17 protein-coding genes and 1 riboswitch are annotated in these 16,332 nt (G+C 71.0%); of the genes, 5 read left to right on the forward strand and 12 right to left on the reverse strand.

What is annotated here, in order from left to right:
* Positions 1 to 116: 116 nt before the first annotated feature.
* Positions 117 to 779: an AIM24 family protein gene (locus E1292_RS28085; protein ID WP_181958307.1), complete on the forward strand. Its 663-nt coding sequence runs from the start codon at positions 117 to 119 to the stop codon at positions 777 to 779.
* A 188-nt stretch (positions 780 to 967) separates the two neighbouring features.
* Positions 968 to 1,630: a hypothetical protein gene (locus tag E1292_RS28090; protein ID WP_132598242.1), complete on the forward strand. Its 663-nt coding sequence runs from the start codon at positions 968 to 970 to the stop codon at positions 1,628 to 1,630.
* Here the strand turns inward: E1292_RS28090 and E1292_RS28095 are convergent.
* A complete protein-coding gene (locus E1292_RS28095) occupies positions 1,627 to 2,370 on the reverse strand; it encodes a hypothetical protein (RefSeq protein WP_132598244.1) in 744 nt (247 codons plus the stop codon). The two genes, E1292_RS28090 and E1292_RS28095, sit on opposite strands and share 4 nt — an antisense overlap.
* Positions 2,371 to 2,558: 188 nt before the next feature.
* Between E1292_RS28095 and E1292_RS28100 the strand changes: the two genes are divergently transcribed.
* On the forward strand, positions 2,559 to 2,861 hold the full coding sequence (locus E1292_RS28100) for an ArsR/SmtB family transcription factor (RefSeq protein ID WP_132598246.1): 303 nt from the start codon (positions 2,559 to 2,561) through the stop codon (positions 2,859 to 2,861).
* Positions 2,851 to 3,345: a YbaK/prolyl-tRNA synthetase associated domain-containing protein gene (locus tag E1292_RS28105; RefSeq protein WP_246090383.1), complete on the forward strand. Its 495-nt coding sequence runs from the start codon at positions 2,851 to 2,853 to the stop codon at positions 3,343 to 3,345. Before E1292_RS28100 ends, E1292_RS28105 begins: the two co-directional genes overlap by 11 nt.
* On the opposite strand, the gene E1292_RS28110 is transcribed toward E1292_RS28105, so the two are convergent.
* The 4 genes from E1292_RS28110 to E1292_RS28125 form a co-directional block, all read right to left on the reverse strand.
* A complete protein-coding gene (locus E1292_RS28110) occupies positions 3,342 to 4,379 on the reverse strand; it encodes a cellulose binding domain-containing protein (protein ID WP_132598248.1) in 1,038 nt (345 codons plus the stop codon). The two genes, E1292_RS28105 and E1292_RS28110, sit on opposite strands and share 4 nt — an antisense overlap.
* A gap of 199 nt (positions 4,380 to 4,578) precedes the next feature.
* Entirely contained in the window at positions 4,579 to 5,412 is an 834-nt protein-coding gene (locus E1292_RS28115) for a universal stress protein (protein ID WP_132598250.1), read from the reverse strand.
* A 12-nt stretch (positions 5,413 to 5,424) separates the two neighbouring features.
* The gene (locus E1292_RS28120; RefSeq protein ID WP_246090384.1) at positions 5,425 to 5,772 is read right to left on the reverse strand and encodes a hypothetical protein; all 348 of its coding nucleotides are present in this window, start codon (positions 5,770 to 5,772) and stop codon (positions 5,425 to 5,427) included.
* Positions 5,773 to 5,810: 38 nt separating this feature from the next.
* Positions 5,811 to 6,422 (reverse strand): class I SAM-dependent methyltransferase, encoded by a 612-nt coding sequence (locus E1292_RS28125; RefSeq protein WP_132598252.1) that lies wholly within the window; start codon positions 6,420 to 6,422, stop codon positions 5,811 to 5,813.
* A 51-nt stretch (positions 6,423 to 6,473) separates the two neighbouring features.
* Positions 6,474 to 6,586: riboswitch (TPP riboswitch) on the forward strand.
* On the opposite strand from E1292_RS28125, the gene thiC reads away from it, so the two are divergent.
* Positions 6,579 to 8,204, forward strand: coding sequence for a phosphomethylpyrimidine synthase ThiC (gene thiC, locus E1292_RS28130; RefSeq protein WP_132598254.1), 1,626 nt, complete (start codon positions 6,579 to 6,581; stop codon positions 8,202 to 8,204). (Overlaps the previous riboswitch by 8 nt.)
* Here the strand turns inward: thiC and E1292_RS28135 are convergent.
* From E1292_RS28135 to E1292_RS28165, 7 genes are all read right to left on the reverse strand, one after another.
* The gene (locus E1292_RS28135; RefSeq protein WP_132598256.1) at positions 8,201 to 9,052 is read right to left on the reverse strand and encodes an SDR family oxidoreductase; all 852 of its coding nucleotides are present in this window, start codon (positions 9,050 to 9,052) and stop codon (positions 8,201 to 8,203) included. The two genes, thiC and E1292_RS28135, sit on opposite strands and share 4 nt — an antisense overlap.
* A gap of 37 nt (positions 9,053 to 9,089) precedes the next feature.
* Entirely contained in the window at positions 9,090 to 10,046 is a 957-nt protein-coding gene (locus tag E1292_RS28140; RefSeq protein WP_246090385.1) for a glycine betaine ABC transporter substrate-binding protein, read from the reverse strand.
* Positions 10,043 to 10,819: an ABC transporter permease gene (locus tag E1292_RS28145; RefSeq protein ID WP_132598258.1), complete on the reverse strand. Its 777-nt coding sequence runs from the start codon at positions 10,817 to 10,819 to the stop codon at positions 10,043 to 10,045. Before E1292_RS28145 ends, E1292_RS28140 begins: the two co-directional genes overlap by 4 nt.
* Positions 10,816 to 12,000 (reverse strand): ABC transporter ATP-binding protein, encoded by a 1,185-nt coding sequence (locus E1292_RS28150; RefSeq protein ID WP_132598260.1) that lies wholly within the window; start codon positions 11,998 to 12,000, stop codon positions 10,816 to 10,818. The genes E1292_RS28145 and E1292_RS28150 overlap by 4 nt, the downstream gene beginning before the upstream one ends.
* A complete protein-coding gene (locus E1292_RS28155) occupies positions 11,993 to 12,670 on the reverse strand; it encodes an ABC transporter permease (RefSeq protein WP_132598262.1) in 678 nt (225 codons plus the stop codon). Before E1292_RS28155 ends, E1292_RS28150 begins: the two co-directional genes overlap by 8 nt.
* A 90-nt stretch (positions 12,671 to 12,760) precedes the next feature.
* Entirely contained in the window at positions 12,761 to 14,200 is a 1,440-nt protein-coding gene (locus tag E1292_RS28160) for a type 2 periplasmic-binding domain-containing protein (RefSeq protein ID WP_132598264.1), read from the reverse strand.
* Positions 14,197 to 16,065, reverse strand: a complete 1,869-nt coding sequence (locus E1292_RS28165; protein ID WP_132598266.1) for a vWA domain-containing protein — start codon at positions 16,063 to 16,065, stop codon at positions 14,197 to 14,199. The genes E1292_RS28160 and E1292_RS28165 overlap by 4 nt, the downstream gene beginning before the upstream one ends.
* Positions 16,066 to 16,332: the final 267 nt, after the last annotated feature.

A 16,332-nucleotide genomic window follows, 5' to 3' on the forward strand; every position in this document is an offset into this window, starting at 1 on the left:
GGGTGAGTGGGCGCGGTGGGTTCGCGGGTCGGGGTGACGGGCGGCGGTGAGCGTGTACGCGGTCGTGGGGGATTTTCCGTACGCTGGCGGGCACAGCTTCTCGAAAGGTAGATAACGTGCGTAGCTCAATCTTCGGAAACCTCGACGCCCAGCCGCTGCCCCCCGGCTTCGCCCTCCAGAACGGCAAGATGCTCAGGGTGCAGTTGCCCGAAGTGCTGGCCAAGCAGGGCTCGATGGTCGCCTTCCAGGGGAGGATGGACTTCGACTACGAAGGTTCGGGCGGCATCGGCAAGCTGTTCAAGAAGGCCATGACGGGCGAGGGCGCGTCGCTGATGCGGGTGCGCGGCGAAGGGCTGCTCTATCTCGCCGACAACGCCGACGACATCCATCTGTTCTTCCTGGAGAACGAAGGGCTCACGGTCAACGGGCGAAACCTGCTGGCCTTCCAGCCGCAGCTGTCGTGGGACATCCAGCGCGTCCAGGGCGCCGGCGTCGCGGCGGGTGGGCTGTTCAACACGACGATCAACGGCACCGGGTGGGTGGCGGTGACGACGCACGGCACGCCGGTGTTGCTCGACGCCGCGCAGATGCCGACGTACGCCGATGGGCAGTCCGCCGTGTGCTGGAGCACCAGCCTGCAGGTAGGAGTGAACAGGACGGTGAAGGCGGGGGCGCTGATCGGACGGGGGAGCGGCGAGGCCATGCAGCTGGCGTTCAACGGGCAGGGGTTCGTTCTGGTGCAGGCCAGTGAGGGCGCTCCTGTGGTGCAGGCCTCCTAGCTGGCCTGCGGAGGTGGGGTGCGAGGGCCGCCGGCCCTGGTGTGTGCGGGCGGCGTCGCATATGCACCTCGGACTACTTCCCCCGCAGTAGGGAAGAGATGCTCCTCCCGTCGGATGCTTCGTATACCCCTCCCGGGCATTGTGGTGGCGCGCGGAGAAGTCTGTTCCGAAGGGTTGGGTGAAGCGCCATGCTGCTGATCGACGTATTCGTTCCCGGGGGAGCTCTGAGCGAGGACGAACGCCAGGTGCTGGGGCGTCGGCTCATCGACACGCTGATGGTCGAGGACGACAGCCATGCCATGGAGATCATCGATGCGCAACGTCTGATCACGCAGGTGCTCGTGCACGAGCCGGCGACCTGGATTCTCGGTCAGCGGCCGGCGGCGGACCCCGCGGCTCCGCCGCGCTATCTGGTACGCGTCACGGTGCCGGCGTCGTGGCGCAAGGACGTGTGCGAGCACATGGTGAAGACCATCACCGGCATCCTGGCCGAAACCGAGCGGGAGGCCGGCCGCGATCCCGAACGCGTGCGACGCGAACCCCACGCGGTGATCCTCGTCGAGGGCATCACCGAGGGCGGCATCGGGATCCACGGGAGGGTCATGGACAGCATGGATCTCACCGAGCTCGTCTCACGCCCCTACCGCGACGGCGCGTCCGACCGTGAGGCGCCGCCCCAGGTGGACGACAAGCTGATCGACCCGATCTGCGGCATGAGCGTGGATCTCGACACTCCCCTGACCCTCGTTCACCAGGGCACCCTGTACGGCTTCTGCCACGGCCTGTGCCGGCGGGCCTTCGCCGACGAGCACGGTTTGTCGCTCAGCAGGCAGCACGGGGACGCCCCCTAGGAGCGCCGGGTGTGGACGTATCCGAGCGCGGCGCCGAGCAGGCACACCCCCCACGCCAGAAAGACCGGGTACGTCCCGGCGAACGCCCAGCTGCCGTCGAGAACCTCGGCGCCGCCCTCGGGTGCGCACGTGCGCGTGATGCCGAACGCCAGGCAGCCCGTCATCATCGCCCCGTACTGGCCGACGAGCAGCCCTACTGTGGCGGCCGGGACGACGGCGAGGCCGGCCGGTACCCGCCGGCCGCCGGCCCACGGCACCCACCCGGGCACGATCTGGCCCCATCGGCTGATCAGCCCGAGCGTGAGCAGGCCTCCGGTCACCGGCCCCGCGACGAGCAGCCCCCAGTACACCGGCGAGTCGTGAAGCTCCGCGAGCCCGGCCGCGGAGGGTCCCGCCACGCCGAACGGCACGCCGAGCCCCCACAGCAGGTGCGGTACGGAGAACCCCAGCACCGGCACGCCGGCCGCCGCCCAGGTAGCCGCCCTGGCCCAGCGTGCGGGCCGTACGGTGCCGCCGGGTCCGCGTTCGCGGGAGAGGGGGCGGGGGCGCGTGCCGTAACGCACGGTGGCCAGGGCGAGCAGCACGCCCAGGGTGGTGAGCAGGAGCTGCCGGCCGAGTGCCGGATCGTCGAGCTTGCCGAACGCCAGCCGCATGACGAGGTTTCCCGGCGCCACCAGCGCCAGCGCGGCGGCTCCTGCGAAACCCGCGGTCAGCAGGGCCGGCCGGGCGTGTGGTCTCATGGCCGACAAGCTATGGCGGCCGCGCGTGCGTGGCCTCCCCCTGGCGGGGGAGACGGCGGTGGACGCGGATGTGCGGGCGAAGCCTCCTCCTGCTGGGGGAGAGCGCGGTTGACACGAATGCGCGGGCGAAGCCTCCCCTGCCGGAAGCGGCAGTAGACAGGGAATTAGCTTATTGCCATAATGCTTTGGTGCTGGATGTCGACCTGGTCAAGGCGCTGGCCAATGAGAAGCGGCTGCTGATCCTCGAATGGATGCGCGACCCCGAGCGCCACTTCCCGCCGCAGCGCGACGGCGACCTCGTACGCGACGGGGTCTGCTCGCTGTTCGTCGCCGAGAAGCTCGGCGTGAGCCAGCCCGCCTGCGGCGAGCACCTCAAGGTGCTCGCCAAGGCGGGGCTGATCCGCGGCAGGAAGATCAAGCAGTGGGTGTTCTACCAGCGCGACGAGGACCGGATCGCCGCGGCGAAGGAGATGCTGAACGGTGACTGGTGAGCCGAACGCCGCCTACGACCGGCTGATCGCCGACATGGACACCGCGAAGGCGCGCTACCGGCTGATCGACCACGCGCCCGAGGGGCGCACCGAGGAGGTCAGCGTCCTGCGCGGCAACGACGTGGCGCAGGCGGCCAAGTGCCTGATCGTGATGGTCAAGGTCGGCAAGAAGCAGACCCGTCACGTGCTGGCCGTCGTCCCCGGCGATGCCCGGCTCGACCTGCAGGCGGTCAAGGCGCTGCACGACGGCACGTACGTCGCCTTCGCCGGCAAGGACAAGGCCGAGGAGCTGGCGGGCAGCGTCAGCGGCACCGTGCTGCCGTTCAGCTTCGATCCCCGCCTCGAGTTGGTGGCCGACCCGGCGCTGCTGGAGCAGCCCGAGATCTACTTCAACGCCGCCCGCCTCGACCGCTCGATGGCGCTGGCCACCGACGACTACGTACGCCTCGCGGGGCCCCGGCTGGCACCGATCACCGCCGATTAGGAGCAGGTGGGGGCGGGTGCGGGGTTGGCGCCGTTCCACGAGGCCAGGAAGCCGAACGTGGTCGCGGCGCCGGGCGCGAGCGTGCCGTTCCAGCCGGCGTCGCGCACGATCACCGACGAGCCGCCGGCGCTCAGCGTGCCGTTCCAGATCTGGCTGATCCGCTGCCCGTCGGCGAACGTCCACCGCACCTCCCACCCGTTCATGGGAGCCGTGCCGGTGTTCGTGACGGTGACCTCGCCCTGGAAGCCGCCCTGCCACTGGCCGGCGTTCCTGTACGCGGCCGTGCAGCCGCCCGGAGGCTGGGGCGTGGGCGTGTCGGAGGGGTCGGGGCCAGGGCCGGCCAGGGCGTCCACCAGCGCCGGATACCACGTGTCGGCCATCTTCTGGTCGCCTGCGGCGTTGGGGTGCACCCCGTCGTAGGTGTCCGTGGCCGTGCTGAACCCCGTCCACTGGTCGACGACCGTGATCGGCGACTGCTCGGTGGTGGTGGCTGCGGCCCAGGCGGGGATGGCGTTGTTGAAGGCCACGACCCGCTGGGCGCAGTCGGCGCAGCTGGACGGGTTCATGGGGATGATCTTGGCGACGAGGATCTTCATGGCGGGGTTGCTCGCCCGCATCTGGTTCGCCAGCGTGGTGAACGCGCCCAGGATCGTCGCCGGAGCGATGTCGCTCCACACGTCGTTCGTGCCGAAGTGCATGAGCACGACGTCGGGCCGGGTCGTGGAGAGCCAGCCGGGCAGCTGGTTCTGGGCGGCGACGTTGGTGGCCAGGAAGCCGCCGTGGCCCTCGTTGTCGCCGTCGTGGGCGACGCCGCAGCCCTGTGGCGGGAGGGTGCCGACGAAGTCGATGTTCGTGTGGCCGGCGTTCTGGAGCCTGTTCCAGAGCAGCGCCCGCCAGCAGCCGGGGGAGCCGGTGATCGAGTCGCCCAGGGGCATGATCCTGGTCGCGGCGGCGCCGGCGGGCACGGTCGTCGCGAATAACACCGCGGCGGCCGCGGCCAGCATCGCCGCGAGCACGGCGCTGATCCTGCGCATCGTCTGCTCTCCCGTCGTCGCCTGCGCAGATGGTAAGAAGCGCCGGTCCGCGGCGGGAAGCAAGCGCGCACGCCCGGCCCGGTGACCTGCGGCGACGGATGTAACTTTCAGGCCCGCACCAGGCATAGAGTCAGGCCGCTCCAGGCAGGAGTCAGGCCCGCACCACCCCGACGGTCACGCCCGCACCGCGCCCCCGAGGTCAGACCCGCACCACGGCGAGGGGGCAGGGGGAGTGGTGCAGCAGGGCCTGGCTGATCGAGCCGAGCAACATGCCGGCGAGCTGCCCGTGCCCGCGCGAGCCGACCACGAGCAGGTCGGCGCCCTCGGCCGCCTCCTTCAGCACCTCGATGGGGTGGCCGTGCACGACCTCGGGCACCACGTCCACGTCCGGGTGCCGCTCCTGGCGCTCGGCCAGCAGGTCCTGGAGCTGCTGCAGGGTGTGCTGCTCGTTCTCGGGGTCGGCGGGGACGAAGCCGCCGGGCCGCGGCCACGCCCACGCCTGCACGACCCGCAGCCGGGCCTCGCGCAGTTCGGCCTCTGCGAAGGCGAAGTCGAGCGCCCGCAGGCCGGGAGGTGAGCCGTCGGTGCCGGCCACGATCTCGCCACGCGGCGTCGCGGGCCGCTCGCCGACCACGACGACGTTCGTACGGGCGTGGGCGGCGACCCCGTGGGCGACGGATCCGACCAGCAGCCCGCGGACGCCGCCGATGCCGTGGCCGCCGACGACCAGGAGTTCGGCCTGTTCGGTGGCCTTGATCAGCGCCGTGCGGGGGTCGCCGGGCAGCAGGGTGGTCTCGACGGCGATCGCGGGGCGTTCGCGGAGCGCCCGGTCGCGGGCCGCGGCGAGCACCGAGTTCGCCTCGTCGCGCATCCACCGGGCGACCTCGGCGTAGCGGGCGGCCAGCTCCTCGCACACCCACCGCGGCACCGCGTGGGCCACGGTCAGCCGGGTACGGCGCAGCGCCGCCTCCGTGGCCGCCCAGCCGGCGGCCTCCAGTCCGGCGCGCGAGCCGTCGACTCCGACGATGATCATGGCGTCAGCCTCTCAGGAGAACGCGTAGCACTCCACTTCGGCGCGGCGGAACGAGATGCCGTGCTCCCTGGAGTCGCGGATGCACGCGCGCTCGGCCTCGCTGAGCTTGAGCGTGCCGCACACGGTCACGCCGGCGTACGTACGGCAGTCGAGTTCGGCGTCCCTTTCGCCGATGCGGAAGATCTCCTTGACCGTCGAGCGGCAACGCGCCTTGCCCGTGTCGGCGTAGCGGCACTGGGCGAGCAGCGTCTGGTATTGCTCCTCGCTCACCTCGCGCTGGTCTGTCCCGTCGCCATGGGCGGCGGGGGCGCCGAACGTGGCCAGAAGCACGAGTCCTGCGACAGCGGCGATCTTTTTCATAGTCCCCCCGGTGGGGTTGGTACCGCTGGAGACGGTCGTCAAACCTCGCGCTTGATCGCCAGGACGCTCAGCCACGTGCGCCCGGCGGTGTTCAGGCCGTGCTCGACGGTCTCGAATCCGGCCGCGCCGAGGAGGCGCAGGAGCGTGCCGGGGTCGCGGTGGACGAACCAGCGGTGCCGGCCGGCCTCGCTCGGAACTTCCTCCCAGCCCTCCGTGTCGCCCGTCGAGGTGCTCAGACCCAGCACGCCGCCCGTACGCAGGGCCGCCCGCCAGGCGCGCAGCGTGGCCTCGGTCTCGGCGGCGGGCACGTGGAGGAGGGCCGCTACCGACCACAGACCGGCGAGCGAGCCGGGGGCCACGGGCGGCCGGCGCAGGTCGCCCAGCACGGCGGGGACGCCGCGGGCGGCGGCCAGCCCGGCCATGGCGGCCGAGCGGTCCACGCCGACGACCCGCAGCCCGCGCTCGCCCAGCCAGGCCGCGTCCCTTCCCGGCCCGCATCCCAGGTCGGCGACCGTTTCTCCGGCGGGCACGGCGTCGGCGAAGCGCTGCCTGAAGGCCTGGAGGCCGGCGTCGGGGTGCTCGGTGCGGGCGGCGAAGGCGGGCGCGATGTGGTCGTAGGTGGCAGCGGTCTTTGACGTGGGATCTTCCATTTTGCGGATGATGCCATGTTTCGTCCTGGCCGCGGTGTGGGTACGATCACCGCCGTCCAACGCGGGAGCCCGGTGCAGACCGGGCTGAGAGGACGGCTGACAGCCGCCGACCGCCAGAACCTGCTCCGGGTAATGCCGGCGAAGGGAGTTTGCGCGATGACTGACGCGCGTGTCCCCACCTTTACCAAGATCTACGAAGGCGACCTCCGCGTCCCCAGGCGCCAGGTGCACCTCTCCGACGGCTCGTCGGTGACGCTCTACGACACCTCGGGCCCGTACACCGACCCGTACGTCGAGACCGACGTGCGGCGCGGGCTGGCGCGCCTGCGCGAGCCGTGGGTCGCCGAGCGGCGCGCGACGGGAGCGCCCGTGACCCAGGTGGCCTGCGCCAAGCAGGGGCTGGTCACCAAGGAGATGGAGTTCGTGGCCGTGCGGGAGGGCGTCACCCCCGAGTTCGTACGCCAGGAGGTGGCCGCGGGCCGGGCCATCATCCCCGCCAACGTCAACCACCCCGAGACCGAGCCGATGATCATCGGCCGCAACTTCCTCGTGAAGATCAATGCCAACATCGGCAACTCCGCCGTGACCTCCTCCATCGAGGAGGAGGTCGAGAAGATGACCTGGGCCACCCGGTGGGGCGCCGACACGATCATGGACCTGTCCACCGGGCCCGACATCCATGAGACCCGCGAGTGGATCATCCGCAACTCGCCGGTGCCGGTCGGGACCGTGCCCATCTACCAGGCGCTGGAGAAGGTGAAGGGCCGCCCGGAGGCGCTGTCGTGGGAGGTCTACCGCGACACCCTGATCGAGCAGTGCGAGCAGGGCGTCGACTACGTGACCGTGCACGCGGGGGTGCGGCTGGCGTACGTGCCGCTCACCGCCCGCCGCAAGACCGGGATCGTCTCGCGCGGGGGCTCGATCATGGCCGCCTGGTGCCTGGCGCACCACCGCGAGAGCTTCCTGTACGAGCACTTCGACGAGATGTGCGAGCTCCTGGCCCGCTACGACGTGTCGTTCTCCCTCGGCGACGGGCTGCGCCCCGGCTCGATCGCGGACGCCAACGACGAGGCGCAGTTCGCCGAGTTGCGCACGCTCGGCGAGCTGACCACGATCGCGCGGGCCCACGACGTCCAGGTGATGATCGAGGGCCCGGGGCACGTGCCCATGCACAAGATCAAGGAGAACGTCGACCTGCAGCGCGAGCTCTGCGACGACGCGCCGTTCTACACCCTGGGCCCGCTCGTCACGGACGTCGCCCCCGGATACGACCACATCACCTCGGGCATCGGGGCCGCCATGATCGGCTGGTACGGCACCGCCATGCTCTGCTACGTCACCCCCAAGGAGCACCTCGGCCTGCCGAACAAGGACGACGTCAAGATCGGAGTGATCACGTACAAGATCGCCGCCCACGCCGCGGACCTCGCCAAGGGCCACCCCGGGGCGCAGGCGTGGGACGACGCGCTGTCGGACGCGCGGTTCGAGTTCCGGTGGGAGGACCAGTTCGACCTGTCGCTCGACCCCGACACGGCGCGCGGGTTCCACGACGAGACCCTGCCCGCCGCCCCGGCCAAGACCGCCCACTTCTGCTCGATGTGCGGCCCCAAGTTCTGCTCCATGCGCATCAGCCACGACGTGCGGCGCTACGCCGACGAGCACGGGCTGGACACGAAGGAGGCGATCGAGGCCGGCATGGCGGAGAAGGCGGCCGAGTTCACCAGGCGCGGCGGCAGGGTCTACCTGCCGATGGCGGACGAACCGGGCAGCGTCTCGCCCTAACCGGGCAGCGTCTCCCCGCCGATCGGGGCCAGCACCTCGCCCGTGTAGTACGACGACATCCGGCCGGAGGCGAAGAACACGTACGAGGGAGCGATCTCGTCCGGGTCGGCGGGCCGGCCCATCGGCACGTGCTCGCCGAACGAGCCCACCTTCTCCTCCGGCAGGGTCGCCGGGATCAGCGGCGTCCAGACCGGGCCCGGCGCCACGGCGTTGATCCGGATGCCGCGGTCGACCAGGTTCTGGGCCATGGCGTAGGTGAAGGCGTTGATGGCGCCCTTGGTGGCGGAATAGTCGATGAGCGTCTTGTTGCCGCGCAGGCCGTTGATCGAGGAGGTGTTGATGATCGCGCTCCCCTCGCGCAGGTGGGGGAGCGCGGCCTTAGTGACGCGGAAGTAGCTGTGGATGTTGACCGCGAACGTGTGCTCCCACTGCTCGTCGGTCAGCTCCTCCAGGCCGTCGACGGGCGCCTGGTAGGCCACGTTGTTCACCAGGACGTCCAGACCGCCCAGCTCCGCCACGGTCTGCTCGACGACGGAGGCGCAGTGGTCACGGTCGCCCAGGTCGCCGGGCAGGAGCACGCAGCGCCGCCCGGCCGCCTCCACCAGCTTGCCGGTGTGCGCGGCGTCCTCGTGCTCGCTGAGGTACGCGATCGCGACGTCGGCGCCCTCCTTGGCGAAGGCCACGGCGACCGCCCGGCCGATGCCGGAGTCGCCGCCGGTGATCAGCGCCTTCCTGCCGTTCAGCAGGCCACGGCCCGCGTAGTCGCGCATCTCGTCGCGCGGCTCAGGGGCCATCTCCTCCGTACGGCCCGGGTACGGCTGGTTCTGGGCGGGTGGTGTTTGCGACATGCCCAGCGGCTGCCCGCGTGCGGGCGTGGTTAACGCCCTACCGGACGAAACCCTCGGCCCGCAGCCAGTCGCGCGCCACCAGGGCGGGCACGTCGCCGTCCACGTCCACCTGGGCGTTGAGACCGCGCATGACGTCGTCGGTCAGCTTGGCGCTGATGGGTGCGAAGATCTTCGCGATCTCGGGGTGCGCGTCGGCCAGCTCGCGCCGCATGGTCACGGCGGCGTTGTAGCTGGGGAAGAACTTCTTGTCGTCCTCGAGCAGCACCAGGTCGAGTGCCTGGACCCGGCCGTCGGTCGTGGTCACCATGCCCACGGCGCACTGGCCGCTGGCGACGGAGTTGTAGAGCACGCCCACCGACACCCGGCGCACGTTCGCCCTCGGGACCTCCTTGCCGTAATTCATGCCGTACGCCTTGACCATGCCGAGGAAGCCGTCGTCGCGGCCGAAGGTCTCGTGGTCGACGCAGAACGTGCGCTCGTTCGCCGGGATCTTCATGATGTCCGAGATCGTCTTCACGCCCCACTTCTGGGACGTGGCTCGGGTGACGCCCATGGCGTAGCTGTTGTTCAGCGGCGCGGGCGGCAGCCAGACGATGCCGTTCTCGCGCAGGTCCAGGTCGCGGACCGCGACGTACTGCTCGTGCGGGTCGGGCAGGGTCCTGGTCTGGCCGAGGTAGGTGATCCAGCCGGTGCCGGTGTACTCCCACATGAGGTCGGCGTCGCCGCGGGTCAGGGAGGCGCGGGCGTTCACGCTGCCCTGCACGTTCGTCTGGTCGGCCACGTCGGCGCCGGCGGCGGTGAGGGCGAGCACCGCGATCTTGCCGAGCACGAGCTGCTCGGTGAACTCCTTGGACGTCACCCGCACCCGCGTGCCCTCCAGCGAGGGGAGGGGCTGGATGCCGGCCGGCTCGACCGGCGGCACGAACGACGACGCCGGCTGCAGCCCGCACCCGGCCATCGCCAGGACGAGCAGCAGGGCCAGGAACGCTCTCACGACAGGCCCTTCGGGGCGAGGACCCGCTGCGCGAGCCCGCCCACCCAGTCGATGATCAGTGCCAGCACGGCGATCAGCACACACCCGGTGACCAGCACCAGGTTGCGCTGCGTGCTCACACCCGTGGTGATCAGGTCGCCGAGCCCGCCCGCGCCGATGAAGGCGGCGATGCTGGCCGTGCCGACGTTCAGCACGAGCGTGGTCCTGATGCCCGACAGGATGACCGGCGCGGCCATCGGCAGCTCCACCTTGAACAGCACCCTGGCCGCCGACATGCCGATGCCCCGGCCGGCGTCGATCAGCCGCCAGTCCACCTGCTGCAGGCCGACCATGGTGTTGCGGAGCGTGGGCAGCAGGCTGTAGGCGAACAGGGCCGCGACCGCCGTCCAGAAGCCGATCTGGAAGAGCACCGCCAGCAGCACGACCATCCCCACCGCAGGAGTGGCCTGGCCGAGGTTGACCAGAGCCAGCACGAACGGTGTCGCCCGGCGCATCGCGCCCCTGGTGAGCAGGATGCCCAGCGGCAGCGCCACCAGCAGCACCAGCACGGTCGAGTAGAACACCAGCTGGATGTGCTCCCACGTGCGGCCGAAGATGTAGGGCAGGTTGAGCGAGCCGCGCTCGATGCCGTCGAGCGGCACCGACTGCGTGTAGATGACCATGGCCGCGCCCACGGCCAGATAGCAGAGGAGCGGCAGCACGATGTGCCAGGAGCGGCCGAGCCGCGGCTCCGGGCGGACGGCTTCGTCGGCGGCGGCCGTGGGAGCGGTCATCCGCTTCCCCCGGGGTGGTTGCGGTGCAGGCGGCGCTCGCGTTCCCTGGTCTTGATCGCCTGGATCGCGTTCTGCACGGTGCTCAGCGACAGCGCCCCCGCGTACGCCCGGCGCCTGCCGACCACGGGCACCACGTCGTTGTCGGCGTTGAGCAGCGCCTCCAGGGCGTCCTGCAGCGTCATCCGGTGGCCGAGGGTGCCGGTGATCGCGTCGCCGGCCGAGCCGACGGGCCCCTCGACCCCTTGGAGCTGCTCGGCGCTGACCCAGCGCAGCGGCCGCCGCATCCCGTCCGTGATCAGCGCGTACCCCCGGCCGTCGCGCTCGATCTCGACGAGCACCGCGGCCGCGTCGGCGTCCTCCGACGCGTACGGCACCTGGTCCACCTCGATGTCGCCCACCTTGGTCAGGCGCAGCAGCCGCATCGAGGACCCGGCGCCGAGAAACTGCTCGACGTAGCCGTCGGCCGGATTCGTGAGGATCTCGGCGGGGGTGGCGTACTGCACGATGTGGCCGGGCGCCTTCATGATCGCGATGTGGTCGCCGATCTTCAGCGCCTCGTCGATGTCGTGCGTGACGAAGACGATCGTCTTGGCCAGGTCGTCCTGGAGCCCCAGGAGCTCGTCCTGCAGGCGTTCGCGGCTGATGGGGTCGAGGGCGCCGAACGGCTCGTCCATGAGCAGCACGGGCGGGTCGGCGGCCAGCGCCCTGGCGACGCCGACGCGCTGCTGCTGACCGCCGGAGAGCCGGCGCGGGAAGGTGTCGCGGTACGCCTCGGCGTCCAGGCCCACCAGCGTGAGCAGTTCGTCGACCCGCTCGGCGATGCGGGCACGGTCCCAGCCGAGCATTTTCGGCACCTGGGCGATGTTCGCGGCCACCGTCATGTGGGGGAACAGGCCGGCCTGCTGGATGACGTACCCGATGTTGCGCCTGAGCCGGTCGGGGTCGATGTCGTGGGAGCTGCGGCCGTCGATGACGATGTCGCCTGAGGTCGGCTCGATCAGGCGGTTGATCATGCGCATGGTGGTGGTCTTGCCGCACCCGGACGGCCCGACCAGCACCACGATCTCGCCCGCGGGGATGTTCAGGTCGAGCTCGCGCACGGCGGGCTCGCCGCCGCCCGGGAAGGCCTTGGTCACCTTGCGCAGCTCGATCGGCACCCCGGTGGTGCTCTGGTCAGCCACGGACGCCTCCTGTGGTCAAGCGCCGGCTCAGCGGGCCTTCGGGAGCGGTCAGCTTCCCGAGCAGCACGAAGCAGCCGTCGAAGAGCAACGCGAGAATGGCCACCCCGATCGTGCCGGTCAGCGTGGAGTTGACCGCGTTGGCGCCGCCCAGCCGGGCCAGCCCGGAGAAGATCTGCTCACCCAGCCCCGGCCCCGACACGTACGCGGCCACCGCGCCGATGCCCATGGCGAGCTGCGTGGACACCCGGATGCCCGTGAGGATCACCGGCCAGGCCAGCGGCAGCTCGATCCTGGTCAGCGACCGCCCCCGGCTCATCCCGATGCCGCGCGCCGCGTCGACCACGAGCTGGTCGACGCCCTGCAGACCGACGACGGTGTTGCGGATGATGGGAAGCAGCGCGTACAGCACGATCGCGGTCACGCTGGGCGCCACCCCGAGCCCGAGCGCCGGGATCAGCAGGCCCAGCATGGCCAGCGACGGCACGGTGAACAACACCCCGGACGAGGCGGTGGCCAGCGACGCCAGCCGCGGGCGGCGGTAGGTGGCCACGCCGATGAGCACGCCGAGGACGGCCGCCACCAGGACACACTGGGCGACCATGCTCGCGTGCTGCGCCGTCTCGAAGAGGATGAGGTCCCACCGGTCCTCGACGTACTCCCACAGGGTCATCGACTACGTACTAACCGGGATTGTCAGCCCCAAAACCTCACAAGCGAAACTTTTGTCCCTTTAGTCACATGCGTCCCAGCGGCAGGGCCGTCACGTGCCTTCCTTTCCGCAGAGCGGGCGGTCGTCCTGCACGCGGCCGCTCAGCGCCCCTTCCAGCGCGCCCACGGACGCGAAGAACGTCTCCCGCGACACCTTGTTCTCCCAGACCCCTCGCGCGCACCGGCGGAAGAGCTCGCTGAACTGGGCATAGTAGGGCGACTTCGGCCGCGGCCGGGCCAGCTCGATCGACTTCCTGGTCTCCGCGGCCAGCTTCGCCAGCTCGTCCAGGCTCGGATTGGTGATGTCGGAGCCGTCCTGGCGCTGGCACGACGGGCCGCCGCCGCCTTCGTACCGCTCGTACACCTCGGTGAGCACCGGCGAGTAACCGCCGCAGGCGAACAGCTTGGCCTGCACCTCCGGGCTGGTGAGCCGGTCGATCAGGCGCTTGGCGGGGGCCAGCTTGCCCGGCTTGATGTGCCGGGAGACGGCCAGCACCGAGCCGCCGAGCACGCCGCCGCGCGTGACCGGCGCGTGCACGTCGAACGTCAGCCTCTGGTCGGGGGCGCGCATCCGCGGGTCCGCCGCCAGCTGGTGGAACGCGATCGGCCAGTTGCGCATGTAGGACACCGGCTGCCCGCCGGCCTCGCCCTCCTTGAAGGCCACGACGCTGGCGTCCTCGTCCATCTGGAGCGACTCGCGCAGCACGGCCGCGCTCTCGTCCGTGCTGGACAGCGTGCGCCTGGACGACTTCAGCGCCCGCCACGTGCCGTCGGGCTCAAGGTCGAGGGCGATGGCGGTCCTGTCGTCGCCGTCGAGCACCTTCCCGCCGCCGAGCTCGATCGTCTCCAGGAAGTTGATGGTGCCCATCTCGTTGTCGTCCAGCTGCAGCAGGTAGCCGCCGGACCGCCCGTCACGCCGCCGGTACTCCAGCGGCGCGTCGGCGGCGAACGGCACGCCGTACTGCTCGCCGTCGATCTGCCCGGCCAGCAGCGGACCGGACAGGAAACGGTCGTCCCGCCCCTCCAGGTCGATCGGCTGGATGTAGCCGTGCCGGGCGAACTCGGTCACCCACGCCACGTCGAGCACGAGCACGTCGTACGCGCAGCTGCCCGCCTGCGCCAGCGCCGCCATCTGGGCGCGCCGCACGTCGGTGCTGTCGGACAGCTCCAGCAGCTTGGCCCGCGGGTCCCCGGGCGGCTTCAACAGCCCGTTCCACTCCTCGATCACCTCGCGCCGCACGCTGCCCGTGCTGACGTCGTCGCCGGTGGCCACGACGAGCTCGGCGTCGTTGCCGCCGCAGTTCTCCTGAGGCGTCGCGGGCACCGAGGGCGGGGAGATCGTCGGCCGGGGCCGGTCCGGCTGGGACGGGCCGGCGGACAGGCTGGACTGCCACGTCAGGAGCAGCACCATCAGCAGGGCCCCGCAGCCGAACGCCACCACGTTCCCGCGCCGGAGCCGTTCGCGCCAGCCTGGGGGGAACCACGTCCTCATCGCCACCCCCGCACCGTGATGATGGCCCGGGTGAGCGCCTTGTCCGCGCCCTCGCTCGCCGTCACGCAGCGATACGGCTTGCCCGTGCCCGGCAGCGTGGTCACGGCACACTCGTCCTGTCCGAAGACGACCACGTACAGGCCCGAGACCGTCGAGGCGTCCTCCAGCGCCCGGGCGATCACCTTCGCCGCCTCGCCCCTGCCCTCGTTGTCGAACAACCTGCCGTCGGTCAGCAGCACCACGGGCGCGGCCACCGCCTCGTCACCCGTCCCCAGCCGCGTGAGCCCCGCGGAGGCGGGGGCGTCCCAGTGGTCGAACGGGGTGCTCTCGATGCTCGCGGCCACGGCGCCGAGCTGCTCCCTGGTGCTGTCGGCGGCGATGCCGGTGACCTCGGCGGGCCCGTTCCTCGTACGCGCGTGCAGGCCGAACACCTGGACCCCGTCGCGCGGCCCGAGCAGCCTGCTGTTGGCCCGCACCGCCTCGGCGGCCTGGACCCGCACCGGGCGGTCCGCCGATCCCGAGGTGTCGACGAGCAGCCGCAGGTCGAGCTTCGGGCGCAGCTCGTCCAGCACCAGCTTCTTCAGCTGCCCGAGCTCCTGGCGGTCGAGCTCGCCGTCGCCCGGCCCCGGCGCGTTGGGGAAGAGCGGGTGGGCCCGCAACCACGCGCCGAAGTGGTCGACCAGCTTCTCCCGCTCGGCCGACCGCTGGTCCGGCCAGGACACCTTGACGAACTGGTAGTCGAGCGTGCTCAGGTCATGGTGACGCACCGCGACGAGGCGCGCGCTGTCACCGGTCCCTTCGCAGCCTTCGACCAGGCCCGCGTTGAAGTCGTCCACGCTGTGACCCGGCACCAGCAGGGCGATCTTCGGATCGCGGGTGCCCGGCTCGTCGGCGAGCCGGTCGAACTCGCACAACAACGAGGTGACGGTGTCCGCGCCGAGGCCGTTCTCCACCAGCTCCTGCTCGGCCTTCAGATAGCGGGACTCGGGCAGCCCGCGGTCGTGGAACACGTCATGGGTGGCGATCAGCGCGGCCACGGACGTCTCGGGGAACGGCCGCGCGATGGCCATGCCCATCTTCCCGGTCAGCGTGTCCCACACCTCGCGGAACGCATAGCCGTCCGGATTGTCCATGTACGTGCCCAGTTCCTCGCGCCGCTGCCCGGTCATCGCCAGGACCAGCTGGTCACGCCCCACCGCGTCCTCCGGCCCCGGGACGCTGAGCGAGCGCAGGTCATCCGCCATGAGCTCGCCCGGCTCGGCCGCGGAGGAGGCGACCCAGGCGTCGGGCTGCAGATCGTAGAGGCGGGCGTACGGCTGGTCGCGGCGGTCCTCCCGCCACTCCCACCGGTTGTCGAAGGCGTCACGGAGGTGGATGGGAGGCGGCGCCACCCCCACGGTCATCCTGACCACGGGGCAGCCGTCCTCCATCTGGTGCTGGCGCACGTAGCTGTGGGCGCGCGCGGTCAGCTCGGTCACGTTCTCGGGCGCGGTGACCAGCCGCAGCTCGGCCGGCGCCGGACACTGGTCGTCCGCGGCGACCGCCTGGACCACGGTCCACACCCCGGTGGCCAGCGCCCCGCCGGCCAGCACGCACAGCGCCGTCCTGACCTCCTTCGGATGCCGCTGGATGAGGTCGCGCAACATCGGGATGAGCGCCACGGCACCGACCAGAACCCCGGCGCCCAGCGATACCCACAACTGGACGTGCAAGGACTGGCTCCTGAACAGGTCGAGCCACGGCGTGGAGATCCACGTGACGAACGCGCCGGCCAGGGCACCGATCAGCGCCGCCTGCACCGCTGAGGCGACCTGCGACTTACCCGGCCTGGTCGCAGGCGGCTCGTTCTGCTCGATATCGCTCATGTGTAGGGGTGCCCTCAGTGACGGGGATCACTTGGAGCCTAATCCGCTTCTCCGGCACATGTGTGACTGTTACGGAGACGGCCAATAGCACCCTGGGGCGAATTTTGTCCGGAATGCGAGCCCTGCCTGTTCACATGTGGACGGGCTCGCGGACGGGGACCTGCATTCGCAGGGGAAGGAAACAGCGAAGAAACGCCCACCTGCCTAAGGTTCTCAACTCGTTGTGGTGTGCGGGCCCGGTCCGTAGCGGGGCCTGGTGCCACACCG

The organism is Nonomuraea deserti, from assembly GCF_004348685.1.
GTDB lineage: Bacteria > Actinomycetota > Actinomycetes > Streptosporangiales > Streptosporangiaceae > Nonomuraea > Nonomuraea deserti.

What these genes read in the sequence shown, in the direction of transcription:
- E1292_RS28090 (WP_132598242.1), top strand. Translation starts at nt 968, where the DNA reads ATGCTGCTGATCGACGTATTCGTTCCCGGGGGAGCTCTGAGCGAGGAC.
- E1292_RS28095 (WP_132598244.1), bottom strand. Translation starts at nt 2,370, where the DNA reads ATGAGACCACACGCCCGGCCGGCCCTGCTGACCGCGGGTTTCGCAGGA.
- E1292_RS28110 (WP_132598248.1), bottom strand. Translation starts at nt 4,379, where the DNA reads ATGCGCAGGATCAGCGCCGTGCTCGCGGCGATGCTGGCCGCGGCCGCC.
- E1292_RS28115 (WP_132598250.1), bottom strand. Translation starts at nt 5,412, where the DNA reads ATGATCATCGTCGGAGTCGACGGCTCGCGCGCCGGACTGGAGGCCGCC.
- E1292_RS28120 (WP_246090384.1), bottom strand. Translation starts at nt 5,772, where the DNA reads ATGAAAAAGATCGCCGCTGTCGCAGGACTCGTGCTTCTGGCCACGTTC.
- E1292_RS28125 (WP_132598252.1), bottom strand. Translation starts at nt 6,422, where the DNA reads ATGGAAGATCCCACGTCAAAGACCGCTGCCACCTACGACCACATCGCG.
- thiC (WP_132598254.1), top strand. Translation starts at nt 6,579, where the DNA reads ATGACTGACGCGCGTGTCCCCACCTTTACCAAGATCTACGAAGGCGAC.
- E1292_RS28135 (WP_132598256.1), bottom strand. Translation starts at nt 9,052, where the DNA reads ATGTCGCAAACACCACCCGCCCAGAACCAGCCGTACCCGGGCCGTACG.
- E1292_RS28145 (WP_132598258.1), bottom strand. Translation starts at nt 10,819, where the DNA reads ATGACCGCTCCCACGGCCGCCGCCGACGAAGCCGTCCGCCCGGAGCCG.
- E1292_RS28155 (WP_132598262.1), bottom strand. Translation starts at nt 12,670, where the DNA reads ATGACCCTGTGGGAGTACGTCGAGGACCGGTGGGACCTCATCCTCTTC.
- E1292_RS28160 (WP_132598264.1), bottom strand. Translation starts at nt 14,200, where the DNA reads ATGAGGACGTGGTTCCCCCCAGGCTGGCGCGAACGGCTCCGGCGCGGG.
- E1292_RS28165 (WP_132598266.1), bottom strand. Translation starts at nt 16,065, where the DNA reads ATGAGCGATATCGAGCAGAACGAGCCGCCTGCGACCAGGCCGGGTAAG.